General features: G+C 68.9%; 15 protein-coding genes. 5 read left to right on the top strand and 10 right to left on the bottom strand.

Features of this window, described 5'->3' with window-relative positions; all coding sequences use genetic code 11:
* Positions 1-117: 117 nt before the first annotated feature.
* The gene (locus tag I1A62_RS19560) at positions 118-900 is read right to left on the bottom strand and encodes an RsiV family protein (RefSeq protein WP_219459480.1); all 783 of its coding nucleotides are present in this window, start codon (positions 898-900) and stop codon (positions 118-120) included.
* 29 nt (positions 901-929) lie between these two features.
* Positions 930-5,468, bottom strand: coding sequence for a non-ribosomal peptide synthetase (locus I1A62_RS19565; RefSeq protein ID WP_219459481.1), 4,539 nt, complete (start codon positions 5,466-5,468; stop codon positions 930-932).
* A gap of 198 nt (positions 5,469-5,666) precedes the next feature.
* On the opposite strand from I1A62_RS19565, the gene I1A62_RS19570 reads away from it, so the two are divergent.
* Both I1A62_RS19570 and I1A62_RS19575 read left to right on the top strand, forming a co-directional pair.
* Positions 5,667-6,650 (top strand): LLM class F420-dependent oxidoreductase, encoded by a 984-nt coding sequence (locus I1A62_RS19570; protein WP_124393918.1) that lies wholly within the window; start codon positions 5,667-5,669, stop codon positions 6,648-6,650.
* Positions 6,651-6,748: 98 nt separating this feature from the next.
* Positions 6,749-7,744, top strand: a complete 996-nt coding sequence (locus I1A62_RS19575; RefSeq protein WP_219459482.1) for an LLM class flavin-dependent oxidoreductase — start codon at positions 6,749-6,751, stop codon at positions 7,742-7,744.
* A gap of 43 nt (positions 7,745-7,787) precedes the next feature.
* On the opposite strand, the gene I1A62_RS19580 is transcribed toward I1A62_RS19575, so the two are convergent.
* From I1A62_RS19580 to I1A62_RS19605, 6 genes are all read right to left on the bottom strand, one after another.
* Entirely contained in the window at positions 7,788-8,897 is a 1,110-nt protein-coding gene (locus tag I1A62_RS19580) for an NDMA-dependent alcohol dehydrogenase (protein WP_219459483.1), read from the bottom strand.
* A gap of 23 nt (positions 8,898-8,920) precedes the next feature.
* Positions 8,921-10,429, bottom strand: coding sequence for an aldehyde dehydrogenase family protein (locus I1A62_RS19585; RefSeq protein ID WP_124393916.1), 1,509 nt, complete (start codon positions 10,427-10,429; stop codon positions 8,921-8,923).
* Between the two features lie 116 nt (positions 10,430-10,545).
* Positions 10,546-12,183, bottom strand: coding sequence for a sigma-54-dependent Fis family transcriptional regulator (locus tag I1A62_RS19590; protein ID WP_219461278.1), 1,638 nt, complete (start codon positions 12,181-12,183; stop codon positions 10,546-10,548).
* Positions 12,184-12,358: 175 nt separating this feature from the next.
* Positions 12,359-13,501, bottom strand: a complete 1,143-nt coding sequence (locus I1A62_RS19595) for a S9 family peptidase (protein WP_219459484.1) — start codon at positions 13,499-13,501, stop codon at positions 12,359-12,361.
* Between the two features lie 84 nt (positions 13,502-13,585).
* Entirely contained in the window at positions 13,586-14,914 is a 1,329-nt protein-coding gene (locus I1A62_RS19600) for an MFS transporter (protein WP_219459485.1), read from the bottom strand.
* Positions 14,911-16,143: a M20 family metallopeptidase gene (locus tag I1A62_RS19605; RefSeq protein ID WP_219459486.1), complete on the bottom strand. Its 1,233-nt coding sequence runs from the start codon at positions 16,141-16,143 to the stop codon at positions 14,911-14,913. The genes I1A62_RS19600 and I1A62_RS19605 overlap by 4 nt, the downstream gene beginning before the upstream one ends.
* Before the next feature lie 128 nt (positions 16,144-16,271).
* Here I1A62_RS19605 and I1A62_RS19610 point away from each other — a divergent pair, with 128 nt between their 5' ends.
* A complete protein-coding gene (locus tag I1A62_RS19610) occupies positions 16,272-17,291 on the top strand; it encodes an Lrp/AsnC family transcriptional regulator (protein WP_219459487.1) in 1,020 nt (339 codons plus the stop codon).
* 42 nt (positions 17,292-17,333) lie between these two features.
* On the top strand, positions 17,334-17,873 hold the full coding sequence (locus I1A62_RS19615; protein ID WP_219459488.1) for a DinB family protein: 540 nt from the start codon (positions 17,334-17,336) through the stop codon (positions 17,871-17,873).
* A 1-nt stretch (position 17,874) separates the two neighbouring features.
* On the opposite strand, the gene I1A62_RS19620 is transcribed toward I1A62_RS19615, so the two are convergent.
* Positions 17,875-18,636 (bottom strand): class I SAM-dependent methyltransferase, encoded by a 762-nt coding sequence (locus tag I1A62_RS19620; protein ID WP_219459489.1) that lies wholly within the window; start codon positions 18,634-18,636, stop codon positions 17,875-17,877.
* An 84-nt stretch (positions 18,637-18,720) separates the two neighbouring features.
* Between I1A62_RS19620 and I1A62_RS19625 the strand changes: the two genes are divergently transcribed.
* Entirely contained in the window at positions 18,721-19,062 is a 342-nt protein-coding gene (locus I1A62_RS19625) for a TraR/DksA C4-type zinc finger protein (protein ID WP_219459490.1), read from the top strand.
* Here the strand turns inward: I1A62_RS19625 and I1A62_RS19630 are convergent.
* The gene (locus I1A62_RS19630) at positions 19,059-19,331 is read right to left on the bottom strand and encodes an ANTAR domain-containing protein (RefSeq protein WP_072948135.1); all 273 of its coding nucleotides are present in this window, start codon (positions 19,329-19,331) and stop codon (positions 19,059-19,061) included. The genes I1A62_RS19625 and I1A62_RS19630 overlap by 4 nt on opposite strands.
* Positions 19,332-19,360: the final 29 nt, after the last annotated feature.

The following is a 19,360-nucleotide window of genomic DNA, read 5'->3' on the forward strand; positions in this document are numbered from 1 at the left end:
GGGCGCGCTCCTCTCCCATTCGACAGACACATTCCGGCAGCAAAGGCCTGTCTGGGACGGTAGGTCGGAGCACCCGGGCAGCTACAGGTTCGTTCCCGGTGAGCGGTCGGGCAGCGGCTAACTCGACACGACGGGGGCCAGTTCGGGGTCGATCACGTCCGCGAGGTCGTCCCACGGCACGGTGACGGTGACGAGTCCGATGGCGTGCGGTCCCACCTGGTAGTCGTTGAAGTGGATCTCCATGCCCGCCGGGGTGGCCAGCCAGTTGGCGAAGTTCGCCTCGGTCGGCTCGATGCCCGACCGATCGAAGTCCGGTCCGGCGACCGTCTCGGGGAGGAGGCGCGCGGAACTGTCCGACAGCGCCTGCAGCCCGGCAGGCAGGTCGGGGAACAGGTCGCCGAGCGTGATCGGTGCAGCCGTGTCGGAGTTCACCACCACCGTCGCGACGATCGGCGTGGGATGCGCCCCGGGCGGATCGGCGTTCCAGGACGTCACGAGCAGCCCGCTGATCACGTGTTCACCGATGTGCGCCACGCTGTGTTCCTGGCTGCTCAGCGTGAACGCGTCGGTTCCCGAGCCGTCGATCTGGTCCTGGAGCGCGGCGCGCATCGATTCGTTGAACTCGGCGGTGACCGCCTGGTCGCCGCCCTCGATCTGCGGGATGAGCACGTCGTAGCGGACGCGTCCGGTGGAACCGGTGACCTGCAGTTCGGACTCCGTGTACGGCGCACCAGCCGTGGTCACTGGTCCGGTCGCCGGGTCGGTCGTGGACGGTCCCGCGTCGGACACGGTCGACGGCTCGGTCACCGCCGTGCCGGACCGGTCGGAGCAGGCGGCGGGCGCGAGGAGCACGGCGCCGCCGACCAGTGACACCAGAATCGATCTCCGGAAGCCTCTCATCAGGCATATCTACCACGTCCGATGCCCGCTCACCTACCGATCGGGTCGACGACGGTGTGCAGCGTGTCGACGAAACCCTGTGCGGTGGATGCGTCGTAGAGGTCGGCGGAATACACCAGTTCGGCGTCGATTCCGGCGGGCCTCCCATCGACGTCGTGACGTTCGGTGAAGTGGAAGTGCAGATCGCACTTGGCGATGTCGAGCGGACGCGGAGTGACCTCGAAGTCGAGCCCGGCCACGTTCAGGGCGGCGGGAGCGAAGTTGTTCAGCGACAGCGCAACCTGGAACAGCGGGTGCAGGGACGGCGACCGGGGCGGGTCGAGTACCTGAACGAGTCGTTCGAACTGCACATCGGCATTCGCCAGGGCGCGAAGTTCCACGCCGCGGGATCCTTCGACGATGTCGCACAGCGTCATGCTCGGGTCGACCCGGGTCCGCAGAACCAGCGTGTTGACGAACATGCCCACCACGTCGTCGAGCGCCGGGTCTCCCCGACCCGCGATCGGGGTGCCGATCGCGATGTCGGGATCTCCGCTGAGGCGGGCGAGCAGGATCGCCACCGCCGACCTGAGCGCTGTGAACAGGCTGGCGTGGTGCTCATGCGCGGTGGCCAGCAGGCCTCGATGTGCATGCTCGTCGAGCGAAAACGGAAGTCGCCCCGCCCGGTACGTCCACCGCTCCGGCCGCGGGCGGTCGGTAGGCAGCGCAAGCTCCCCGCGCAGCCCCGACAGTTCGTTCGCCCAGTGGGCGATCTGCTTCGACGCGACACTCGCCGGGTCGTCCTCGTCGCCCAGCAGCGCCCGCCGCCACACGGTGTAGTCCGCGTACGTCGCGGCCGGCGGCTCCCAGTCGGGCGCCCCGCCTGCGGACCGGGCAGCGTAGGCGTCCGCGAGATCCCGTGCCAGCGGCGCGAGCGACCAGCCGTCCGCGGCGATGTGGTGGACGACGCACGCGAGCAGGTGGTCGCGATCGCCGAGCCGGAACAGCCGGGCGCGCAGCGGCGGGTCCCGCCGCACGTCGAATCCCGCGGACAGCAGGTCCGACGTCCGGGCCTCCGCTTCCGCAGGGCTCGTCACCACCGGGCGCAGGTCGGGCATCGCGTCGGCCACGTCGAGCACGTGCTGGTACGGCCCCGACGGCGAGTCGGGGAACACGGTCCTCAGTGACCGGTGCCTGCCGAGGACGTCCGCCATCGCCGAGCGCAGGGCCTCGGCGTCGAATTCGCCGCGCACGCGCACGGTGAAGGGGATGTTGTGGAGAGCGGGTTCCACGACGGTGCGGTCGATGAAGAATTGCGACGGGGACAGCGGCACGAGAGCGGGCAACGGTGTGGCACCCAGCTTCGGCCCGCGCTGCGGGCGGATGGCCGGCGACTCTGCGCAGGCCTCCGCGACCCTCAGTGCCAGTGCGGCGACCGTCGGCGCGTCGAAGAGGTCGCGCACGCCCATGCTGGTGCCGAGCTCGGCGTTGATCCGCGCGACCACCCGGATCGCCGACAGCGAGTCGCCGCTGAGGTCGAAGAACGAATCGTCGGCACCGACCGCGTCGACACCGAGAACCTGGGCGAACACTCGCGCGACCCGACGCTCGGCCGGCGTCGACGGGTCGCGATGAGGCACCGAGTCCGAGCCGAACTCCGGCAGCGGGAGCGCAGCCCGGTCGAGCTTCCCCGTCGGTGTCAACGGGATCGACTGCAGCAGCATGATCGATTTCGGAACCATGTAGTCGGGCAGGAATCGTGCCAGCTGCGCTGTCAGCATTTCACGATCGATCGCGGCGCCCGGCTCGGCCATGATGTAGGACACCAGGTTCGGGTTTCCGGCCGAGTTCCGGTGCAGCACCGTCGCCGCGAACGCGACGCCCGGTTGCGCGGTCAGCGCGGCGTCGATCTCGCCGAGCTCGACACGGAATCCGCGGATCTTGATCTGGTCGTCCGCCCTGTCCAGGAACTCGAGCGTCCCCGTCGCCGTCCACCGGACGACGTCCCCGGTGCGGAACATCCGGGATCCTCGGCGGCCGAACGGGTCGGCGACGAACCGTGCGGCGGTCAGGCCGTGGCGCCGGTGATAGCCACGCGCGAGTGCCGGGGTGCCGAGGTAGAGCTCACCGACGGCGCCCGGAGGAAGCGGACGCAGGCGGTGATCCAGAACCACCGCGTCCACGCCGCGCATCAGGGAGCCGATCGTCATTCGCTCGTCCGGTGAGATCGGATCGGTGAGGGTGACGCTGCACGTCGTCTCCGTCGGACCGTACGCGTTGCGCATGTCCTGTCTGCCTGCCCACCGCCGCACCAGCTCCTGCGGGCACGCTTCCCCTCCGACCAGCACCAACTCCAGTTCGTTCGTCGCGCCGGGGTCGATCGCGGCCAGCGCGGACGGCGTCGTCAGGAGGTGGGTGACGTGTTCGTCGCGCAGGAGTCGTGACAGCTCGTCACCGCCGAACACGCCGGGCGGGGTCACGACGAGCGTCGCGCCGCCGATACAGGCCGCGAGTACTTCGACCAGCGCCGTGTCGAAACTCGGTGAGGCGAAGTGCAGGATCCGCGAGCGCGCCGACACCGCATACTTGTCCCGGATTTCCTGGGCCAGGTTGGCGAGACCGCGATGGGTGACGACGACCCCCTTCGGTGTTCCGGTGGAGCCGGACGTGTAGATGAGGTACGCGGGATGGTCCACGAGCAACGGGCGGGTGCGTTCCACGACGGCCGGGACGTCGGAAGAATCTCCCCGACAGAGATTGTCGAGTTCGTCGACATCGGCGGTCAGCCACGCGATGTCGCCGGGCAGCCGGGCACGCTCCGAGCGGACGGTCAGCCCGACCGTCGCGCCGCAATCGCCGAGGGTGTACGCGATGCGAGCGCTCGGGTGTGAGGGGTCGATCGGGACATAGGCCGCGCCGGCCTTCGCGACCGCCCACAGCGCCAGCACCGACTCGATCGACCGTGGGATGGAGACCGCGACGACGTCCTCGGGTCCGATGCCCCGAACTGCCAGAAGGCGGGCCAACCGGGTGGCGAGTCGGTCCAGGTCGCCGTAGGACAGTGCGCGTCCCCGGTCGGTGATCGCAATCGCCGCCCGGTCGTTCGCGACGGTTCGCGTCAGCAGACGGTCGAGGGTGACGGGGTCCGTATCCGGAAGACCACGCGCGGGAGCGAATTCCGCACGTTCGCCCGCGAAGAAGACGTCGAGGTCCGCAACCCGTGCGTCCGACTCGACCGCTGCGGTGAAGCTTTGGAGGAACGTGAGGAAACGCGCGTGGTGCCCGGTCAGTTCGGCGGCGTCGTACAGTGCCGGGTTTCCCTCGAAATCGATACGGGCGGCGACTCCTTCGGACCCGGGATAGATGTTGACGGCGAGGTCCGCGACGGGACCGGTGGTGAGTACCCGGACCGTCCCCTGCACGGCGCCCAGCGTGATCTCTTTCGAGAACATCATGACGTTGACCACCGGCCCGAAATGCAGGAGTTCGACCCCACCCGAGGCGAGGTCGCGGCCGATGTCCTCGCGGCGGTAGCGTTGCCGGCGCAGTGCCGCCGCCAAACACGCCTCCGCGGTGTCGACCGCACGGCTCACGGTTGCGGAGCCGATTCCGTTCAGCCGCAACGGGATCACGTTGGACACCGAGCCGCCGGAATGCCTCAGGCAGGCCGTTGTCCGCGCCGACACGGGCAGGGACAGGACCACGTCGTCGGCACCGGTCATCCTGGCGAGATAGGACGCGAAGGCGGCGACGGTCACGGCCGTCGGATTCCTTGTGCTGCCGCTCGCCGGGGTGTGCCCGGTCGCCGTCCGGGCGTCGACTTCCGGTCGCGCCGCGCGGCCGCTCAGGCTGAGGACCGACGCCGGGCCGCTGCCCTGTTCACGCCAATAGTCACGGTCGCGGACGAACCGGGTGGAGGCGCGGTAGGCCTCGTCTTCCCGCACGAGACGTTCCGGTCCCTCGATCCGGCAATCCGGGGGTTCCCTGCCCTCGACGGCGGCGACGTACAGTTCGGCCGTGCGGCTCATCAGCATCATCGCGGCGTACCCGTCCGACACGATGTGGTGGGCGCGGGAATACCAGTAGTAGCGATCGTCTCCCAGCCGGAGAATGTGCGAGACCAGGAGCGGACCGTCGTACATGTCGGTGCGCGCGGTCCGGTCGTTCCGCATCCAGCGGTGGGCGGCGTCGACGGGATCGTCCTCGCCGCGCAGGTCGGTGACGGGTACCCGATCGTCGGCGGTCGGATCCACGACCTGATGCGGCTGTCCGTCGATGTCCACCAGGCGCACCGATCCCCAGCCGAATTCGCGGTTCGCGCGACGGGTGGCGTCGTGGAGGGCACCCAGTTCGACCGGCCCGTTCAGCTCGACGTAGTGGGCAATGACGTACGGGACCTCCGGCGTCAGCTGTTGCGCGAACCAGATGGACCGCTGCGCCGCGGTCAGCGGAAAGGCGCCGACGGTCGAACGCGTCGGATGCGCGAGCGGACGTTCCAGGACGGCTACGTGCCGCCGAAGAGGCGTGGGCCGTTCCGGGCAGGCGCATGCCGTGCCGCCGGTTTGCTGCGTATCGAGATACGTGTTCATCTGGCCCCCTCGGGCTGTGCTCTGCCTGGTCCGCCTCCCCACCGCGCAGGTTGTCGCGGATGGCGGATCGGCGACGGATACGGCACTACCGTCAGGGTGCATCACCCCAAGGCGTCGCAACAGGGACCCCAGGGTGGTCACTTCCCACCCCCGAAATAAAAGAGGTGCCCCGGCCGTCATCCGAGTAGCGTCGATCGGGTGACTATTCGCCTTGGATATCAGATGCCGAATTTCAGTTACTCCACCCCCGTCGCGGACCTGTTCCCGACCGTGATCGCACAGGCCCGTGAGGCCGAATCCGCGGGCTTCGACACCGCATTCGTCATGGATCACTTCTACCAGCTGCCGGGCCTCGGTGAGCCCGACGAACCGATGCTCGAGGCGTACACCGCCCTCGGCGCCCTCGCCACGGCCACCGAGAACATTCAGCTGTCCGCCCTCGTCACCGGCAACACGTACCGCAACCCGCCGATGCTCGCCAAGTCGGTGACCACCCTCGACGTCGCCAGCGGCGGACGCGCCGTCCTCGGGATCGGGGCCGGGTGGTTCGAACTCGAGCACCAGCAGTACGGCTACGAGTTCGGTACGTTCACCGACCGGTTCGAACGGCTCGACGAGGCGCTGCAGATCATCGCGCCGATGCTGCACGGTCAGCGCCCCACGTTCGACGGCAAGTGGTATCACGTCGAGAACGCGATCAACGAACCGCGGATCCGCGACGACCTGCCGATCATGCTCGGTGGTGGCGGGGAGAAGAAGACGTTCGGTCTCGCCGCCCGGTTCGCCGATCACCTGAACATCATCTGCAACGCGAGCGAGTTGCCGCGCAAACTCGAGGCCCTCGACGCGCGGTGTTCGGAGATCGGCCGCGACCGGTCCACGCTGGAAACCAGCTACCTGGCCTTCGTCATCATCGACGAGGACGGCGACCGCGCCCGGCAACTCCAGCACGACTTCCTGCTCGCGCGGGGCGTCGACCTGTCGAAGGCGTCGGACGAAGAACGCGCCGCCGCGACCGACCGGCAGTTCTGCGGCGCCCCCGACGAGGTGGCCGAGCAGCTGAAGACCCGGGTCCTCGATCCGGGAATCGACGGCGTCGTCCTCAATCTCGTCGCCAACGGGCACGAACCCGGCATCGTCGAACTCACCGGCCGCACGTTGCGACCACTCGTCGAGGCCTGACACCGGCCAGGAATACGCGCACTACCTCCGCGGTTGTACCCGGAGGTAGTGCGCGAGGCTAACCTCTCGCACCTCGGTGACGAAAGGTGAAGAAGCCCGTGAGTGCTGTTCTGTCGATTCTGGATCTGGCCTACATCCGCGAGGGCGACACGGCGCGGGACAGTTTCGACGCGAGCGTGAAACTGGCTCAGCTCGCGGAGACCCGCGGGTACCGCCGCATCTGGTACGCCGAGCACCACAACATGCCGTCCATCGGCTCCTCGGCGACGAGTGTCCTCATCGCGCACGTCGCCGCGCACACCCGGAACATCCGGCTCGGTGCCGGTGGCATCATGCTGCCCAACCACGCGCCGCTGACGATCGCCGAGCAGTTCGGCACCCTCGCGACCCTGCACCCCGGTCGCATCGACCTCGGACTCGGGCGCGCGCCCGGCAGCGACCAGAAGACGATGTACGCGTTGCGCCGCGACGCGGCGTCCGCGGACCGGTTCCCGCAGGACGTCCTGGAACTCCAGGCGTACCTCAAAGGCGTGTCACGGGTCCCCGGCGTCGACGCGATCCCCGGCAAGGGCACCGGCGTTCCCCTGTACATCCTCGGATCGTCGCTGTTCGGCGCGCAGCTCGCCGCGAAATTCGGCCTGCCCTACGCCAACGCGTCCCACTTCTCCCCCGACTCGCTCGTCGACGCCGTCACGCTGTACCGGGAGCGGTTCGAACCGTCCGAGGAGCTGTCCGAGCCGTACGTGATCGCCGGCGTCAACGCCATCGCCGCCGACACCACCGAGGACGCGCACCGGCAGTTCGAGGCCTCGCTGCGGCGACGGGTGGTGCAGATGGTCGGACGCGGTCAGAAGTTCACCCCCGAAGAGGTCGACCTCATCATGACGTCCCCGGCGGGTCAGCAGGTCGCGCAGATGGTGCGGTACTCGGCGGTCGGCACACCCACCGAGGTCAAGACGTACCTCGACGAGTTCGCCGAGCACGCACAGGCCGACGAACTGATCGTCGCGTCCCACGCCGAGAACACCGAGTCCTGGCTGAAGACGTACGACCTGCTCGCCGACGTGTGGCACTCCGCACCCGTGCGCGGGTAACGAGTCTCTGGACTCGTTTGCCGCGCACGGGTGGCGAAGCCGCCTACGCGTGGACGATCACGCCGCGGATGTTCTTTCCGTCCCGCAGATCCTGGTATCCCTCGTTCACCTGCTCGAGCGTGTACTTCGTGGTGATCAGCTCGTCGAGCTTGAGCTGGCCCGCGTCGTACAGCCGCAGCAGGCGGACGATGTCGTACTGCGGGTTGGCCGAACCGAACAGCGTGCCCTTGATCGTCTTCTGGTTCAGGGTGAGGTCGGTGCCCGACACGTGCACGGTGAGCTTGGCCGGGTCGGCGAGGCCGGTGATGACGACGGTGCCGCCCTTGCCGATGACGGCGGTCGCGTTCTGCACCACCTCTTCATCGACGGTCCCGACCAGGATCAGCGCCTGGTCGGCGCCCTGTCCCCAGGTCAGTTCGTTGACCTTCGCGGCGGCCTCGGCGGCGTCGGCGAACGCGTGGGTGGCGCCGAACTTCAGGGCGGCCTCCCGCTTCATCGCCACCGGGTCCACCACCACGACGTACTTGGCACCGGCGCTGACGGCACCCTGCACGGCGTTGATGCCGAGTCCGCCGATGCCGTAGATGACGACGGTGTCACCGGCGCGCACGCCGCCGGCGTACACCGCGGTGCCCCAACCGGACGGCACACCGCAGCCGACGAGGACGGCCGTCTCCAGCGGGAGCCAGTCGTCCACCTTCACCACCGAGTGCTGCGAGATGGTGGCCCGCTCCGAAAACGTGCCGAGCATGCACATGGCGCCGAAATCGTCCTTGCCCGAGTGGAACCGGAACGAGCCGTCGGGCATCGAACCCTCGAGAATGGTGGCACCCATGTCGCACAGGTTCTGGCGGCCGGTGGCGCAGTAGCGACACGTGCCGCAGTTCGGGATGAAGCTGCAGACCACGTGGTCGCCGGGCTTCACCTTGGTGACACCGGGCCCGACTTCCTCGATGATGCCGGACCCCTCGTGCCCGCCGACGATGGGGTACCGCGGCGGCAGATCGCCGTCGGTGAGGTGCAGGTCCGAGTGGCACAGACCTGCCGCGACGTACTTGATGAGCGCTTCGCCAGGACCCGGACCGTCCAGTTCGAGTTCCATGATCTCGAACGGCTTGCCGGCTTCGAGCAGGACGGCTGCTTTGGTCTTCATGTCTTCTCCTCGTTGAGTGACGGTCAGAGTGCGATGTTGACGGCCTTGGTCTGGGTGTAGAGGTCGATGGCGGTGGCCCCGAGTTCACGCCCCCACCCGGACTGCTTGTATCCACCGAACGGCATGGCGGTGTCGAACCCGTTGTACTGGTTGATCCACACCGAACCGGCCTTGAGCTGGCGGGCCGTGAGGTGCGCCTTGGACAGGTCCTTGGTCCAGATTCCGGCTGCGAGGCCGTAGATGCTGCTGTTCGCCGCCTTCGCGACGCCCTCTTCCGCGTTGAACGGCAGCGCGGCGACGACCGGGCCGAAGATCTCTTCCTCGACGATGCTGAATTCGGGCTTCACGTCGACGAACACCGTCGGCTCGACGTAGAAGCCGGTGTCGCCCCAGCGCTTTCCGCCGGTGAGGGCGCGGGCGCCGTCCGCGAGTCCGGCGGCCAGGTAACCGGTGACCTTGTCGAACTGTTCCTGCGACACGAGCGGTCCGAGCTGGGTGGTGGGGTCGAGTCCGGGGCCGATCTTGACCTGGCTCGCGGCCTCGGCGACCGCGGCGGTGAAGTCGTCGAAGATGCTGTCCTCGACGAACATCCGGGTACCTGCGACGCAGCACTGGCCGTGGTTGAACAGCCAGGCGTTGAGCGATCCGGTGACGGCGGCGTCGAAGTCCGCGTCCGCGAACACGACGTTCGCGCTCTTGCCGCCGAGTTCGAGCGACACCTTCTTCAGGTTGCCGCGGGCGGCGTCGACGATCTTCTTACCGACCTCGGTGGATCCGGTGAACGCGATCTTGTCGACGTCGTCGTGCGCGGACAGTGCGGCCCCGGCGTCGCCGTAGCCGGTGACGATGTTGACGACGCCGGGCGGGAAGCCGGCCTCCTCGAACACCTCGCCGAGCAGGAGCGCGGTGAGCGGGGTCTGCTCCGCGGGCTTGAGGATCACCGTGTTGCCCGCCGCGAGTGCGGGGGCCAGCTTGAACGCGGCCATCAGCAGCGGGAAGTTCCAGGGAACGATCAGACCGCAGACGCCGACGGGCTCACGCAGCGTGTACGCGTGGAACTGGCCGCCAGGGACGAACGGCATGCTCACGTTGACCGTGCTGCCCTCGATCTTGGTGGCCCAGCCCGCGAAGTAGCGGAAGATGTCGGCCGACCAGGCGACGTCGACCGCCGCGGCGATGCCCGCCGACTTGCCGTTGTCCAGCGCCTCGAGCTGACCGAATTCCTCGGCGCGTTCGGAGAGGATGTCGCCGACCCGCCAGATCAGCCGTTCGCGCTCGTTGGGCTTCATGGTGGACCACGGGCCCTCGTCGAATGCCGTACGCGCGGCCCGGACTGCGCGGTCGACGTCCTCGGCGCCACCGCGTGCGACGGTGGTCAGCACCTGCCCGGTGGCGGGGTCGATGGTCTCGAACGTTTCGCCGCCGGCCGATTCCACCCACTGCCCGCCGACGAGGAATCGCTTGGTGCCGGACAGAAAGTTCCGTACCGACGGCAAGAGTTCCGCTTGGCTGGGTTCGATCGTCGCTGTCATCAAAACCTCCGAAGTTGTGAATGTGACGTGGCTCATAGTGCACTGGTTGCCATATCACTAACTGTCCTGACTTCGGACACCTCCGGACGGTCGCGGATCGGTGGATGAAACTGCAGCTAGACGGTGATTTCGAGGGCCCGCATCCGGACGTACAGCGTGCTGCGGCTGATGCCCAGCGCGGCCGCGGCGTGCACCTTGTTGCCGCCACTTTCCTGCAGTGCGTCGACGATGGCCTGGCGTTCGGCGCGCTCGCGGCCCGCCAGCCGCGACACCCGCGGCGGCGTCCGATACTGGTCCGGCAGATCCGCGACGGCGAGGTGCGCACTGGTGCGCCCGCGCGCGGCCGCCTGCAGCACGACGGACAGTTCCGCGATGTTGCCCGGCCAGTCGCGCGCGATGAGAGCGTCGAGTGCGCTCGCCGAGAGCCGGAGGCCCGGTTCGACGGAGTCGAGGACCGCCCGCGCGATGTCCGCGAACTCGCGCGTGCGCTGCCGCAGCGGCGGCAACACCACCTGCCCGGGGCACCGGCCGGCGAGACCCGCCACGCCCGGCGGCAAGTCACCGAGCGGGGAACTGGTCAGCACGATCCGGGGACCCGCATCGGCCGCCAGTATCTTCACGACCAGCGGCAGCATCGATTCGGGCAGCAACTGCACCTCTTCGATCGCCAGGACCGCGGATGGTCCGGCCGCCAGGGCGAGCAGCCGGTCGATCCAGGCCTCGGCGCCGTCGAGGGCGATCGCGGCAGCGTCCATACATACGAGCGACTTGTCGCCGGCCAGATCGCGGACCGCCGTGGTTCTGCCCGTTCCCGGTTCGCCGCTGATCACCACCGGATCCCGCGTCTCGCGCAGCCGCGACAACTCCGACCTGCTGCGTTCGACGACCGAACTCGACGGCGACTTCCCGCGCCGGATGGGGGTACTCGTCCGGCGGTCCGGGCGGACGACGAACACCGCGCCGCCGTCGGTGCCCGCCACGTGGTCGGCCCGGACCAATGCCGGTTCGCCCGAGGACAATTGGATCCGCACCGTCTTCGACTGCTCCGGGCGCAGGTCCGCGGCAAGCCCCCGCAGCGTCGCGTGATCGGACACCTGGAGCAGATCCAGCGCGACCCGGTTGCTGAGGAGAATGTCCTCGCCGATCGCGGTGACCGCCATCTGGTTCTGCGGCGACACCCGCTGGAACGCGTCCACGAGCCGCTGCTGCGACACCCGGGACCCCTCGAGCAACCGTCGTTCGATGTCGCCGGCCGCGCGGGCCAGGAACGGGGCGAACAGCGGGTTGGCCCGCGACGCGACGCCCGTCATGTCGAGGATGCCCTCGACGCGGCGCGTCACCGGATGCACGATCGGGTGTCCGTAACAGCTGAGGTCCTTGAACCGCTCGAGGTAGTGCTCCTCGCCGTGGATCACGACCCCCCGCCGGACCTCCAGCGGCGTCCCCAGCGCGGTGGTCCCGACGCAGTCCTCGCCGAACCTCGACCCCAGCACCGCCCCGGCACCGTCGATCAGGCGCTCGAGTTTGCGGCCGTCGAAGAGCCGGGCCACGATGCGGCAGTCACGGTCGGCGAGCAGGACGCAGAAACCGGTGCCCTGGATCTGCTGCTCCATCTCGTCGAGGACGGGCCGGGCCGCCTGCAGCAGCCGGCTGGACTTGTCCAGGTCGGGGCAGGGATCGTCGCTCGGCGTCGACGTCGGTTCCAGCCCGCTGAGCGCCGAACGCTTCCAGGACAATGCGATCTCCGGCCGCATCGCCGCGTGCCCGGTCGTGCCGCCAAACTCCAACCTCGACTCCTTGCCGCGCGCGGATCCGGTCGTGCACCGGTGCACGACTCACATCCGAACGTACCCACACCGTGTGACCCACGCCATAGTGCCCGCGGACGCGGCGAGCAACTGTCCGGATTCTGGACAGTGCCCCGTTCGGTCAGTCGAACAGGCCCCGCACGAACGGGATGGTGTCGGCCTGCGAATCGACGAGCGTGCCGCTGTGGTCGGTGGGATAGGTCGTGAACGTGACCGGCTCACCGTTCGCGGTGAGCGCGGCGACCAGCGAGAACGCCGACGGTGCCGGCACGTCGATGTCGGTGAGCCCCTGCCCGATGAACAGGGGACGGTCGTATCCGCTCGTCGGGACGCCCATGTAGTCCACGAGCAGGCCGTGGAAGTTCGGGATCTGGTTCAACGGCCTGCTGAACAGGTCGCCGACCACCACACCTTCCGCGGCGTCGTGAAGTTCGTTGACGCACAGCTGTTCCGCAGCGTCCACGTAGTGCGCGCCGAGGGGTGTGAGATACGAGTCGAGGTCGATTTCGGGGTGCGCCGACCGCAGTCCCGCGAGGATGTAGAACAGGTACGACGTGAGGCCGGCAGGGATCGCCGTGGGCGGCACCCCCGGGCCGAGCGGCAGCAGTGTCAGTTCGATGTTCGCGGGAACACCCGTTCCCACGGCCCCGCGGTAGTCCAGCGTCTCGCCGCCGAACTCGGTGGCGTAGCGGGCGGTGGTGATCGCGGCCCCACCACCCTGCGACTGTCCGACCACCACCCACCTGTTCGACAGCGACCCGTCGACGGCGCGGGCGGCCTTCACCGAGTCGACGACGCTGTGCGCCTCGACCTTTCCGTCGAGATACGGCATCACACCGGGTGTGCCGAGGCCGACGTAATCGGTGGAGACGACGGCGTATCCCTGCTCGAGCCACCGGCCGAGATACGGATAGTCCCGCTCGGGAAGTGCGGGGCCGACGAGCGACGGTGCGCAGTCGTCCGCGAGCCCGGACGTGCCGTGCGCCCACGCCACCACCGGCCAGCCCCGGTCGGGCGCCTCCCCCGGCGGCACGTACACGGCGCCGCTGCTGAGTGCGGGGTTCCCGTCGGACCCGATCGACCAGTAGGTGATCCGCTGCGCATCGGCGGTGCCGGGGATCCAGAGATCGGCAGGCAGCGGCTCGACGTCCACGATGCTCCCCGGCGTGCGGTCGGCCTCGTCGGCGAACGCGGCCGGGGAGGCGAGGCAGGTGCCGGCGACCGTCAGGGAGGTGATCGCGACGGTTGCCGCGGCTCGCGCCATACGTACCGAGTGTGTCGTCACCGGTTCAAGATCCCACACGTGAGCGGCAAAGCGTGCCGGAGCACTCTTTGCCGCTCACCTGGGCTACTGCTGGGCAGCCAGATCCCGTCCCCTGGTTTCCGGGATCGTGACCAGCGCGACGGTCGAGACCGCGATGAGCGCGAGGGCGTACCACTCGAACAGTTCCGGCGACCCACGGTCGGCGAAGAACGTCTGGACGTACGCCGCCGTCCCGCCGAACGCCGCCACCCCGATCGAGTACGGCACCCCGACACCGGCGGCGCGCAGCCCGGTCGGGAAGAGTTCGGCCATCATCGCCGGCATGACTGCCAGGAGCGCGCCCATCACGAACAGGGCGATCGCCATCGCGAAGAACAGGGTGAGCGCGCTGTGCCCGATCATGGCGTTGAGCGGGAACAGCAGGGCCGCGATGCCGAGGTTGCCGATGTACAGCACCGGTTTGCGTCCGATCCGGTCCGACACCGCGCCCCAGAAGGGCAGCGACGCAATCAGTACGAGGTTCGCGCCGACTCCCGCCCACAGTGCGCCGGACGGATCGATACCCCGGACCGTGATCGCGTACGCCGGCGCCGACACCGCCCACACGTAGTAGACGACGGTGCCGCCGACCGTGAAGAACAGGATCTGGAACACCTGCCGCCGGTGCGCCACGAACAGTTGCCACATCGACTGCGTCGCGGTGTCGTCACCCGACTCCTCGTAGACCTCGGTCTCGCTCATCCGGGAGCGCATCCACAGCACGAACAGGCCGAGGACGCCGCCCAGCAGGAACGGCACCCGCCAACCCCAGTCGGCCATCTGCTCCGAATTCAGCGTCGTGGTGAGCAGGGCGCCGAGCAGCGTGCCCACGACGACTCCGGTGGTGTTGGAGATGTAGATGAGGCTGGACCAGAGTCCGCGCCGCGCCGTCGGCGCGAATTCCACGATGTAGGTCTGCGCGGACGGCAATTCGCCGCCGTGGGCGACACCCTGCGCGAGCCGCGCCACGACGAGCACCACCGCCGCCGCGACACCGATCGTCTGATGGGTCGGGGTCAGGCCGATGACCAGGCTGCCGATCGCGGCGAGGCCGACGGCGAGCGTCATGGACAGCTTGCGTCCCCGGCGGTCCGACAGCCAGCCGAACAGCAGACCTCCGAACGGCCTGGCAACGAATCCGACGGCGAAGACGCCGAACGACGCGAGCAGGTCGGAGACGGCGGACCCGGTGTGGAAGAACTGCGGGGCGAAGAACGCGGCGAACGTGGCGTAGACGGTCCAATCGAAGTACTCGATCCCGTTGCCCGTGCCGACGCCGACGATCGCGCGGGCCTTCTCCCAGCGCTCGGACCGCTGACGGACGGTGGGTTGGCCTGCGTTCACGGTCCCGCTCTCGGTGGCGATCCCGGTCATCGCGCGTCACCTCCGGCCGCGGCATTTGTGGCCTTGTCCAGCCGTCGAACGGCCAGCCCGGCGTAGATGGTGGCGGCGTCGGCGAGCACCGCGTCGTCGAATTGCGCCCGCGGCGAATGGTTCATGGGAGCCGCAGCGGGATCGGCGCCGGGCATGCACGCGCCCAGTCCGATGAATGCGCCGGGCACTTCCTGCAGGACGTAGGAGAAATCCTCGGACCCGGCCATCGGATGCGTGACCGCCTCGTAGCGGTCCTCGCCCATGAGGTCGCTGACGACTTCGGCGCCGAACGCGACCTCGTCCACGTCGTTGATCGTCATCGGGAACTCGGGGGCCACGTCGACCTCGACGTCGACGTGTTGCGCGGACGCCACCCCCTCGAGCACGCGGCGCAGCGCCCCTGGCACCTTCTCGTACGTCGCGGGCGAATAGCACCGGACCGTCGCCTCGAACCGCGCATCGTCGGGAATGATGTTGTGCCGCGACCCGGCCCGCACGTTCGCGACCGTCACGACGACGGGATCGAACACGTCGAACGTCCGGGTGACCATGGTTTGCAGCGACGTGATCATCTCCGCCATCGCGGTGATCGGATCCCGGGCGGTCGACGGGGACGATCCGTGGCCGCCCGCCCCGCGCACCGTGACGGTCAGCTTGTACGACGCGGCGAGCAGGGTGCCCGCCTTGGAAAAGAAGCGGCCCTGCGGCTTCTGGCAGGAGAAGACGTGCATGCCGTACGCGGTGTCCGCGCGGCGACCGGACGCGTCGAGGACACCCTCGTCGACCATCACCTTGGCGCCGTCCCACCCTTCCTCGCCGGGCTGGAACATCAGGACGACGTCGCCCGCCAACCGGTCGCGGTGCCGGCTCAGCAGTTGCGCGGCGCCGACGAGCGCCGCGGTGTGCAGGTCGTGCCCGCATCCGTGCATGGCACCGTTCTGTGCCGCGAAGTCGAGTCCGGTCTCTTCGGTGACCGGCAGTCCGTCCATGTCGGCGCGCAGCAGCACCGTCTGCGCGGCGGTTGCCGAGCGGCGGCCGCCGCGGAGCACCGCGGTCACGGACGTCGTGCGGGTTCCCGTCGAGATCTCGAGCGGCAGTCCGTCCAGCGCCGCGAGGACCGTTTCCTGCGTGCGCGGCAGGTCCAGACCGACCTCGGGTTCGCGGTGCAGTACGCGCCGCAACTGCACGAGGTCGCCCTGTAGAGCGCGGGCGTCGTCCAAGAGATCCATTGCTCTCCCTTATGTCGGTGGTCACGTTCGGGACCGAATGCGTCGGTGGTCATATGCTGTGAGCCACGGAACGACGGACCGCCGAGAACGTCGAAAACGATCATTCCCACCGAATCAGGAAGAGCTTTATGAGCGAGATGCTGACCGAATCCGAACTTTCGCTCATTCACGCCCTGCAGATCCGCCCCCGGGCGACGTGGGCCGAGCTGGCCCCGATCCTGCGCACGACGTCCGCGACCCTCGCGCGGCGGTGGGAATCGGTCACCGAACGTGGGCTGGCCTGGATCACCGCCTATCCCGCGCCGATGACGGGTGCGGGGGCGTTCACCGCCATGATCGAGGTGACGTGCGACCTCGCAGGCACGAAGGCGCTGGTCGAGGCGCTCACCCGGGACCCGCGGGTGTCGTCGATCGAGCATGCGGCGCGTGGCCGGGACCTCATCCTGACCGTGCAGACGGGGTCGTTGCACGAGTTGTCGGACCTGGTGCTCGAGGAGTTGCCGCGTCACCCGAGCGTCAATTCGACCCGGACGCACACGTGCACCGCACTCCACGCGGAGGGCAGCCGGTGGCGCCTCGATTCCCTGGACACGGCGCAGTCCGCCGCGATCGCCGCACTGGAAAACACCCCTCCGCAGTCCGGATCCAGCAGGCCGGAGAGCCTGACGGACGAGGTCGCCCGCGCACTCGTCCGCGAACTCACCCGGAACGGCCGGGCGTCCGCGCGCGAGATCGCCGCGGTGATCGACCGGCCCGCGTCCTCGGTGCGCAGGCAACTCGCCGGGTTGCTGCGCTCCCGCGCGGTGGTGCTGCGCTGCGACGTCGCCCAGAACGCCACGCGGTGGCCCATCACCGTCACGTGGTGGTGCCGCCTGCCGGTGCGCGCACACCGCGATGTCGTGGAGGTCGTCAGCACCCGCCCCGAACTGCGCTTGTGCATGTCGATGACCGGACCCGCGAACTTCCTCGTCAGCATGTGGGTGTCCTCGCTGCCCGACCTGCTGCGGGTGCAGGAGTGGCTGGAGACCCGCGCCCCCAGCCTGGAGATCATCGACTCGTCGGTGACGCTCCGGTCCCGGAAGCGGATGGGGTGGGAACTCGACACCCACGGCCGCGCGACCGGTTATGTCACCGCGCACGGCGGCTGACCGCTACGGTCGAATGCGCCATCATCGGACCGGCTGGAGCAGGTGATCCCCGTGACCTCTACCGCGAAAACGTCGACGACCGGCGAGCGTGCCGACCTACTGGAGTCGCTGGCCAAGCACCGGTACCTGCTCCGCCACACCGTCCGCGACCTCACCGACGAGCAGGCGGCCCGGCGCCCGACGGCAAGCGTGCTGTGCCTGGGCGGACTGATCAAACACGTGTCGGACACTGAACGGGTGTGGGCCGATTTCATCGTCCGCGGCACCGACGCCGTCCGCGGTGGTCCCGTAGACGGGACGGGCACCGGCAACCGCGAGAAGGAATTCACACTCCGCGACGACGAAACCCTGGCCGGCGTCCTCGAGCGGTACGCGACGGTGGCGCACCGGACCGACGAGATCGTGGCCGCGCTGCCCGACCTCGACATCTCGCATCCGCTGCCGAAGGCGCCGTGGTTCGAACCGGGATCACGCTGGTCCGCGCGCCGGGTCCTGCTCCACATCATCGGCGAGACCGCCCAGCACGCCGGGCACGCCGACATCATCCGGGAATCCCTGGACAAGTCGATGGCGACGAGCTGACTCAGCCGCGTTTGCAGGCGTCGATGAGGAAGCGGGTCGAGTGGGCCACGAACGGCCCGTCCGCCTCGATCCGGTCGTGGAGTTCCCGCAGTCGGTCCCGGTACTGCGCGACGGTGAAGCCGGGCACCATCCAGATCACCTTGCGAAGGAAGTAAACGACGGCACCGATGTCGAAGAACTCGATCCGCAGAGATTCGAAACGGAGGTCGACGACGTCGAGGCCCGCGGCTTCGGCATCCGCGCTCTCGTCCTCGTAGTGGCGGCCGCGGCGCACGTTCTCGGGTTGCGGCCCCAGGAAGTATTCGACGAGTTCGAAGACGCTCGCGTGGCCGACGTGCTGGGAGAGGTACGCGCCGCCGGGTTGCAGGACGCGGGCGATCTCGTCCCACCACACCGTGGCGGGGTGCCTGCTGGTCACCAGGTCGAACGCGCCGTCGGCGAACGGCAGCGGCGGCTCGTCCGAGTCGGCCACGACAACCGCGCCGAGCGGATGCAGCAGCGCCGTGGCCTTCGCGACGTTCGGCGGCCACGATTCCGTCGCCACCATCACGCGAGGCATCGTTGCTGCGCCGGCAAGGACCTCCCCTCCCCCGGTCTGGATGTCCAGAGCGGCGTTCGCGCGCGCGAGCCGGTCACCCATCAGGCGCTGATACGCCCACGACGGCCGCTGTTCGGTGGCCCGGCCGTCGAGCCAGGAGAAATCCCAGCCGTCCACCGACACGGATTCCGCCTCGGCCACCAGATCCTCGAATGTGCGTGCCATGCCGGGAAGCCTGACAGAAAGATCCGACTCGATCGAGCGGATTACCGGGGGAAGCACCGGGCAGTCACCGATGTTGATCCACACATGACCGTCCCGGAACACCACACCCGAATCGCCGAGGAGCGCGCCGACGCCGAACGCCGCATCGCGTCGCTGACCGGTCGTTTCACCGCAATCGTGGAGGGATCGGAATTCACCACGGACGACGACGAACACGATCCGGAGGGCTCGACGATCGCGTTCGAACGGGCCCAGGTGTCGGCGCTACTGGCCGACGCCCGGCGCGAGGTCGAGGATCTGACGGCGGCGCAGCAGCGGCTCGACGACGGGACGTACGGCGTCTGCATCCGGTGCGGCCGGCCGATCGCCGAGGTTCGGCTCGACGCGCTCCCGGCCGCCCAGACGTGCATCGACTGCGCCGGTTAGGGCAGGAAGGCTCCCCACTCGCGCGCGGCCACGTCGCGGGCCCGGCGATGGTCGTCGGCCTCGGGACGGATGCCGTCGGCGAGATCAGCGAGGGCTTCGGCCAGATCGCCGACGTCGACCTGATGCCGCATGGAGGAGTCGAGGAGTTCGTCGAAGGCCTGGTCCGCGCTGTACGAGCTGCCGCGCGCGGTGGTCAGGATCTGAATTGCAGCGTCCAATGCGGACAGGTGCCGTGTCGCGCGGGTGTCGCGGTGAGCTTCGATCGTCAATATTCCGCCTCTGAGGTGTCGCCACTGGG

Origin of the sequence: Rhodococcus sp. USK10 (assembly GCF_019378875.1) — a bacterium.
Lineage (GTDB): Bacteria > Actinomycetota > Actinomycetes > Mycobacteriales > Mycobacteriaceae > Rhodococcus_F > Rhodococcus_F pseudokoreensis.

Excerpts from the sequence above, each read along its gene's own strand:
- I1A62_RS19560 (WP_219459480.1), bottom strand. The coding sequence starts at position 900 with ATGAGAGGCTTCCGGAGATCGATTCTGGTGTCACTGGTCGGCGGCGCC.
- I1A62_RS19565 (WP_219459481.1), bottom strand. The coding sequence starts at position 5,468 with ATGAACACGTATCTCGATACGCAGCAAACCGGCGGCACGGCATGCGCC.
- I1A62_RS19580 (WP_219459483.1), bottom strand. The coding sequence starts at position 8,897 with ATGAAGACCAAAGCAGCCGTCCTGCTCGAAGCCGGCAAGCCGTTCGAG.
- I1A62_RS19585 (WP_124393916.1), bottom strand. The coding sequence starts at position 10,429 with ATGACAGCGACGATCGAACCCAGCCAAGCGGAACTCTTGCCGTCGGTA.
- I1A62_RS19590 (WP_219461278.1), bottom strand. The coding sequence starts at position 12,183 with ATGCGGCCGGAGATCGCATTGTCCTGGAAGCGTTCGGCGCTCAGCGGG.
- I1A62_RS19595 (WP_219459484.1), bottom strand. The coding sequence starts at position 13,501 with ATGGCGCGAGCCGCGGCAACCGTCGCGATCACCTCCCTGACGGTCGCC.
- I1A62_RS19600 (WP_219459485.1), bottom strand. The coding sequence starts at position 14,914 with ATGACCGGGATCGCCACCGAGAGCGGGACCGTGAACGCAGGCCAACCC.
- I1A62_RS19605 (WP_219459486.1), bottom strand. The coding sequence starts at position 16,143 with ATGGATCTCTTGGACGACGCCCGCGCTCTACAGGGCGACCTCGTGCAG.
- I1A62_RS19610 (WP_219459487.1), top strand. The coding sequence starts at position 16,272 with ATGAGCGAGATGCTGACCGAATCCGAACTTTCGCTCATTCACGCCCTG.
- I1A62_RS19620 (WP_219459489.1), bottom strand. The coding sequence starts at position 18,636 with ATGGCACGCACATTCGAGGATCTGGTGGCCGAGGCGGAATCCGTGTCG.
- I1A62_RS19625 (WP_219459490.1), top strand. The coding sequence starts at position 18,721 with ATGACCGTCCCGGAACACCACACCCGAATCGCCGAGGAGCGCGCCGAC.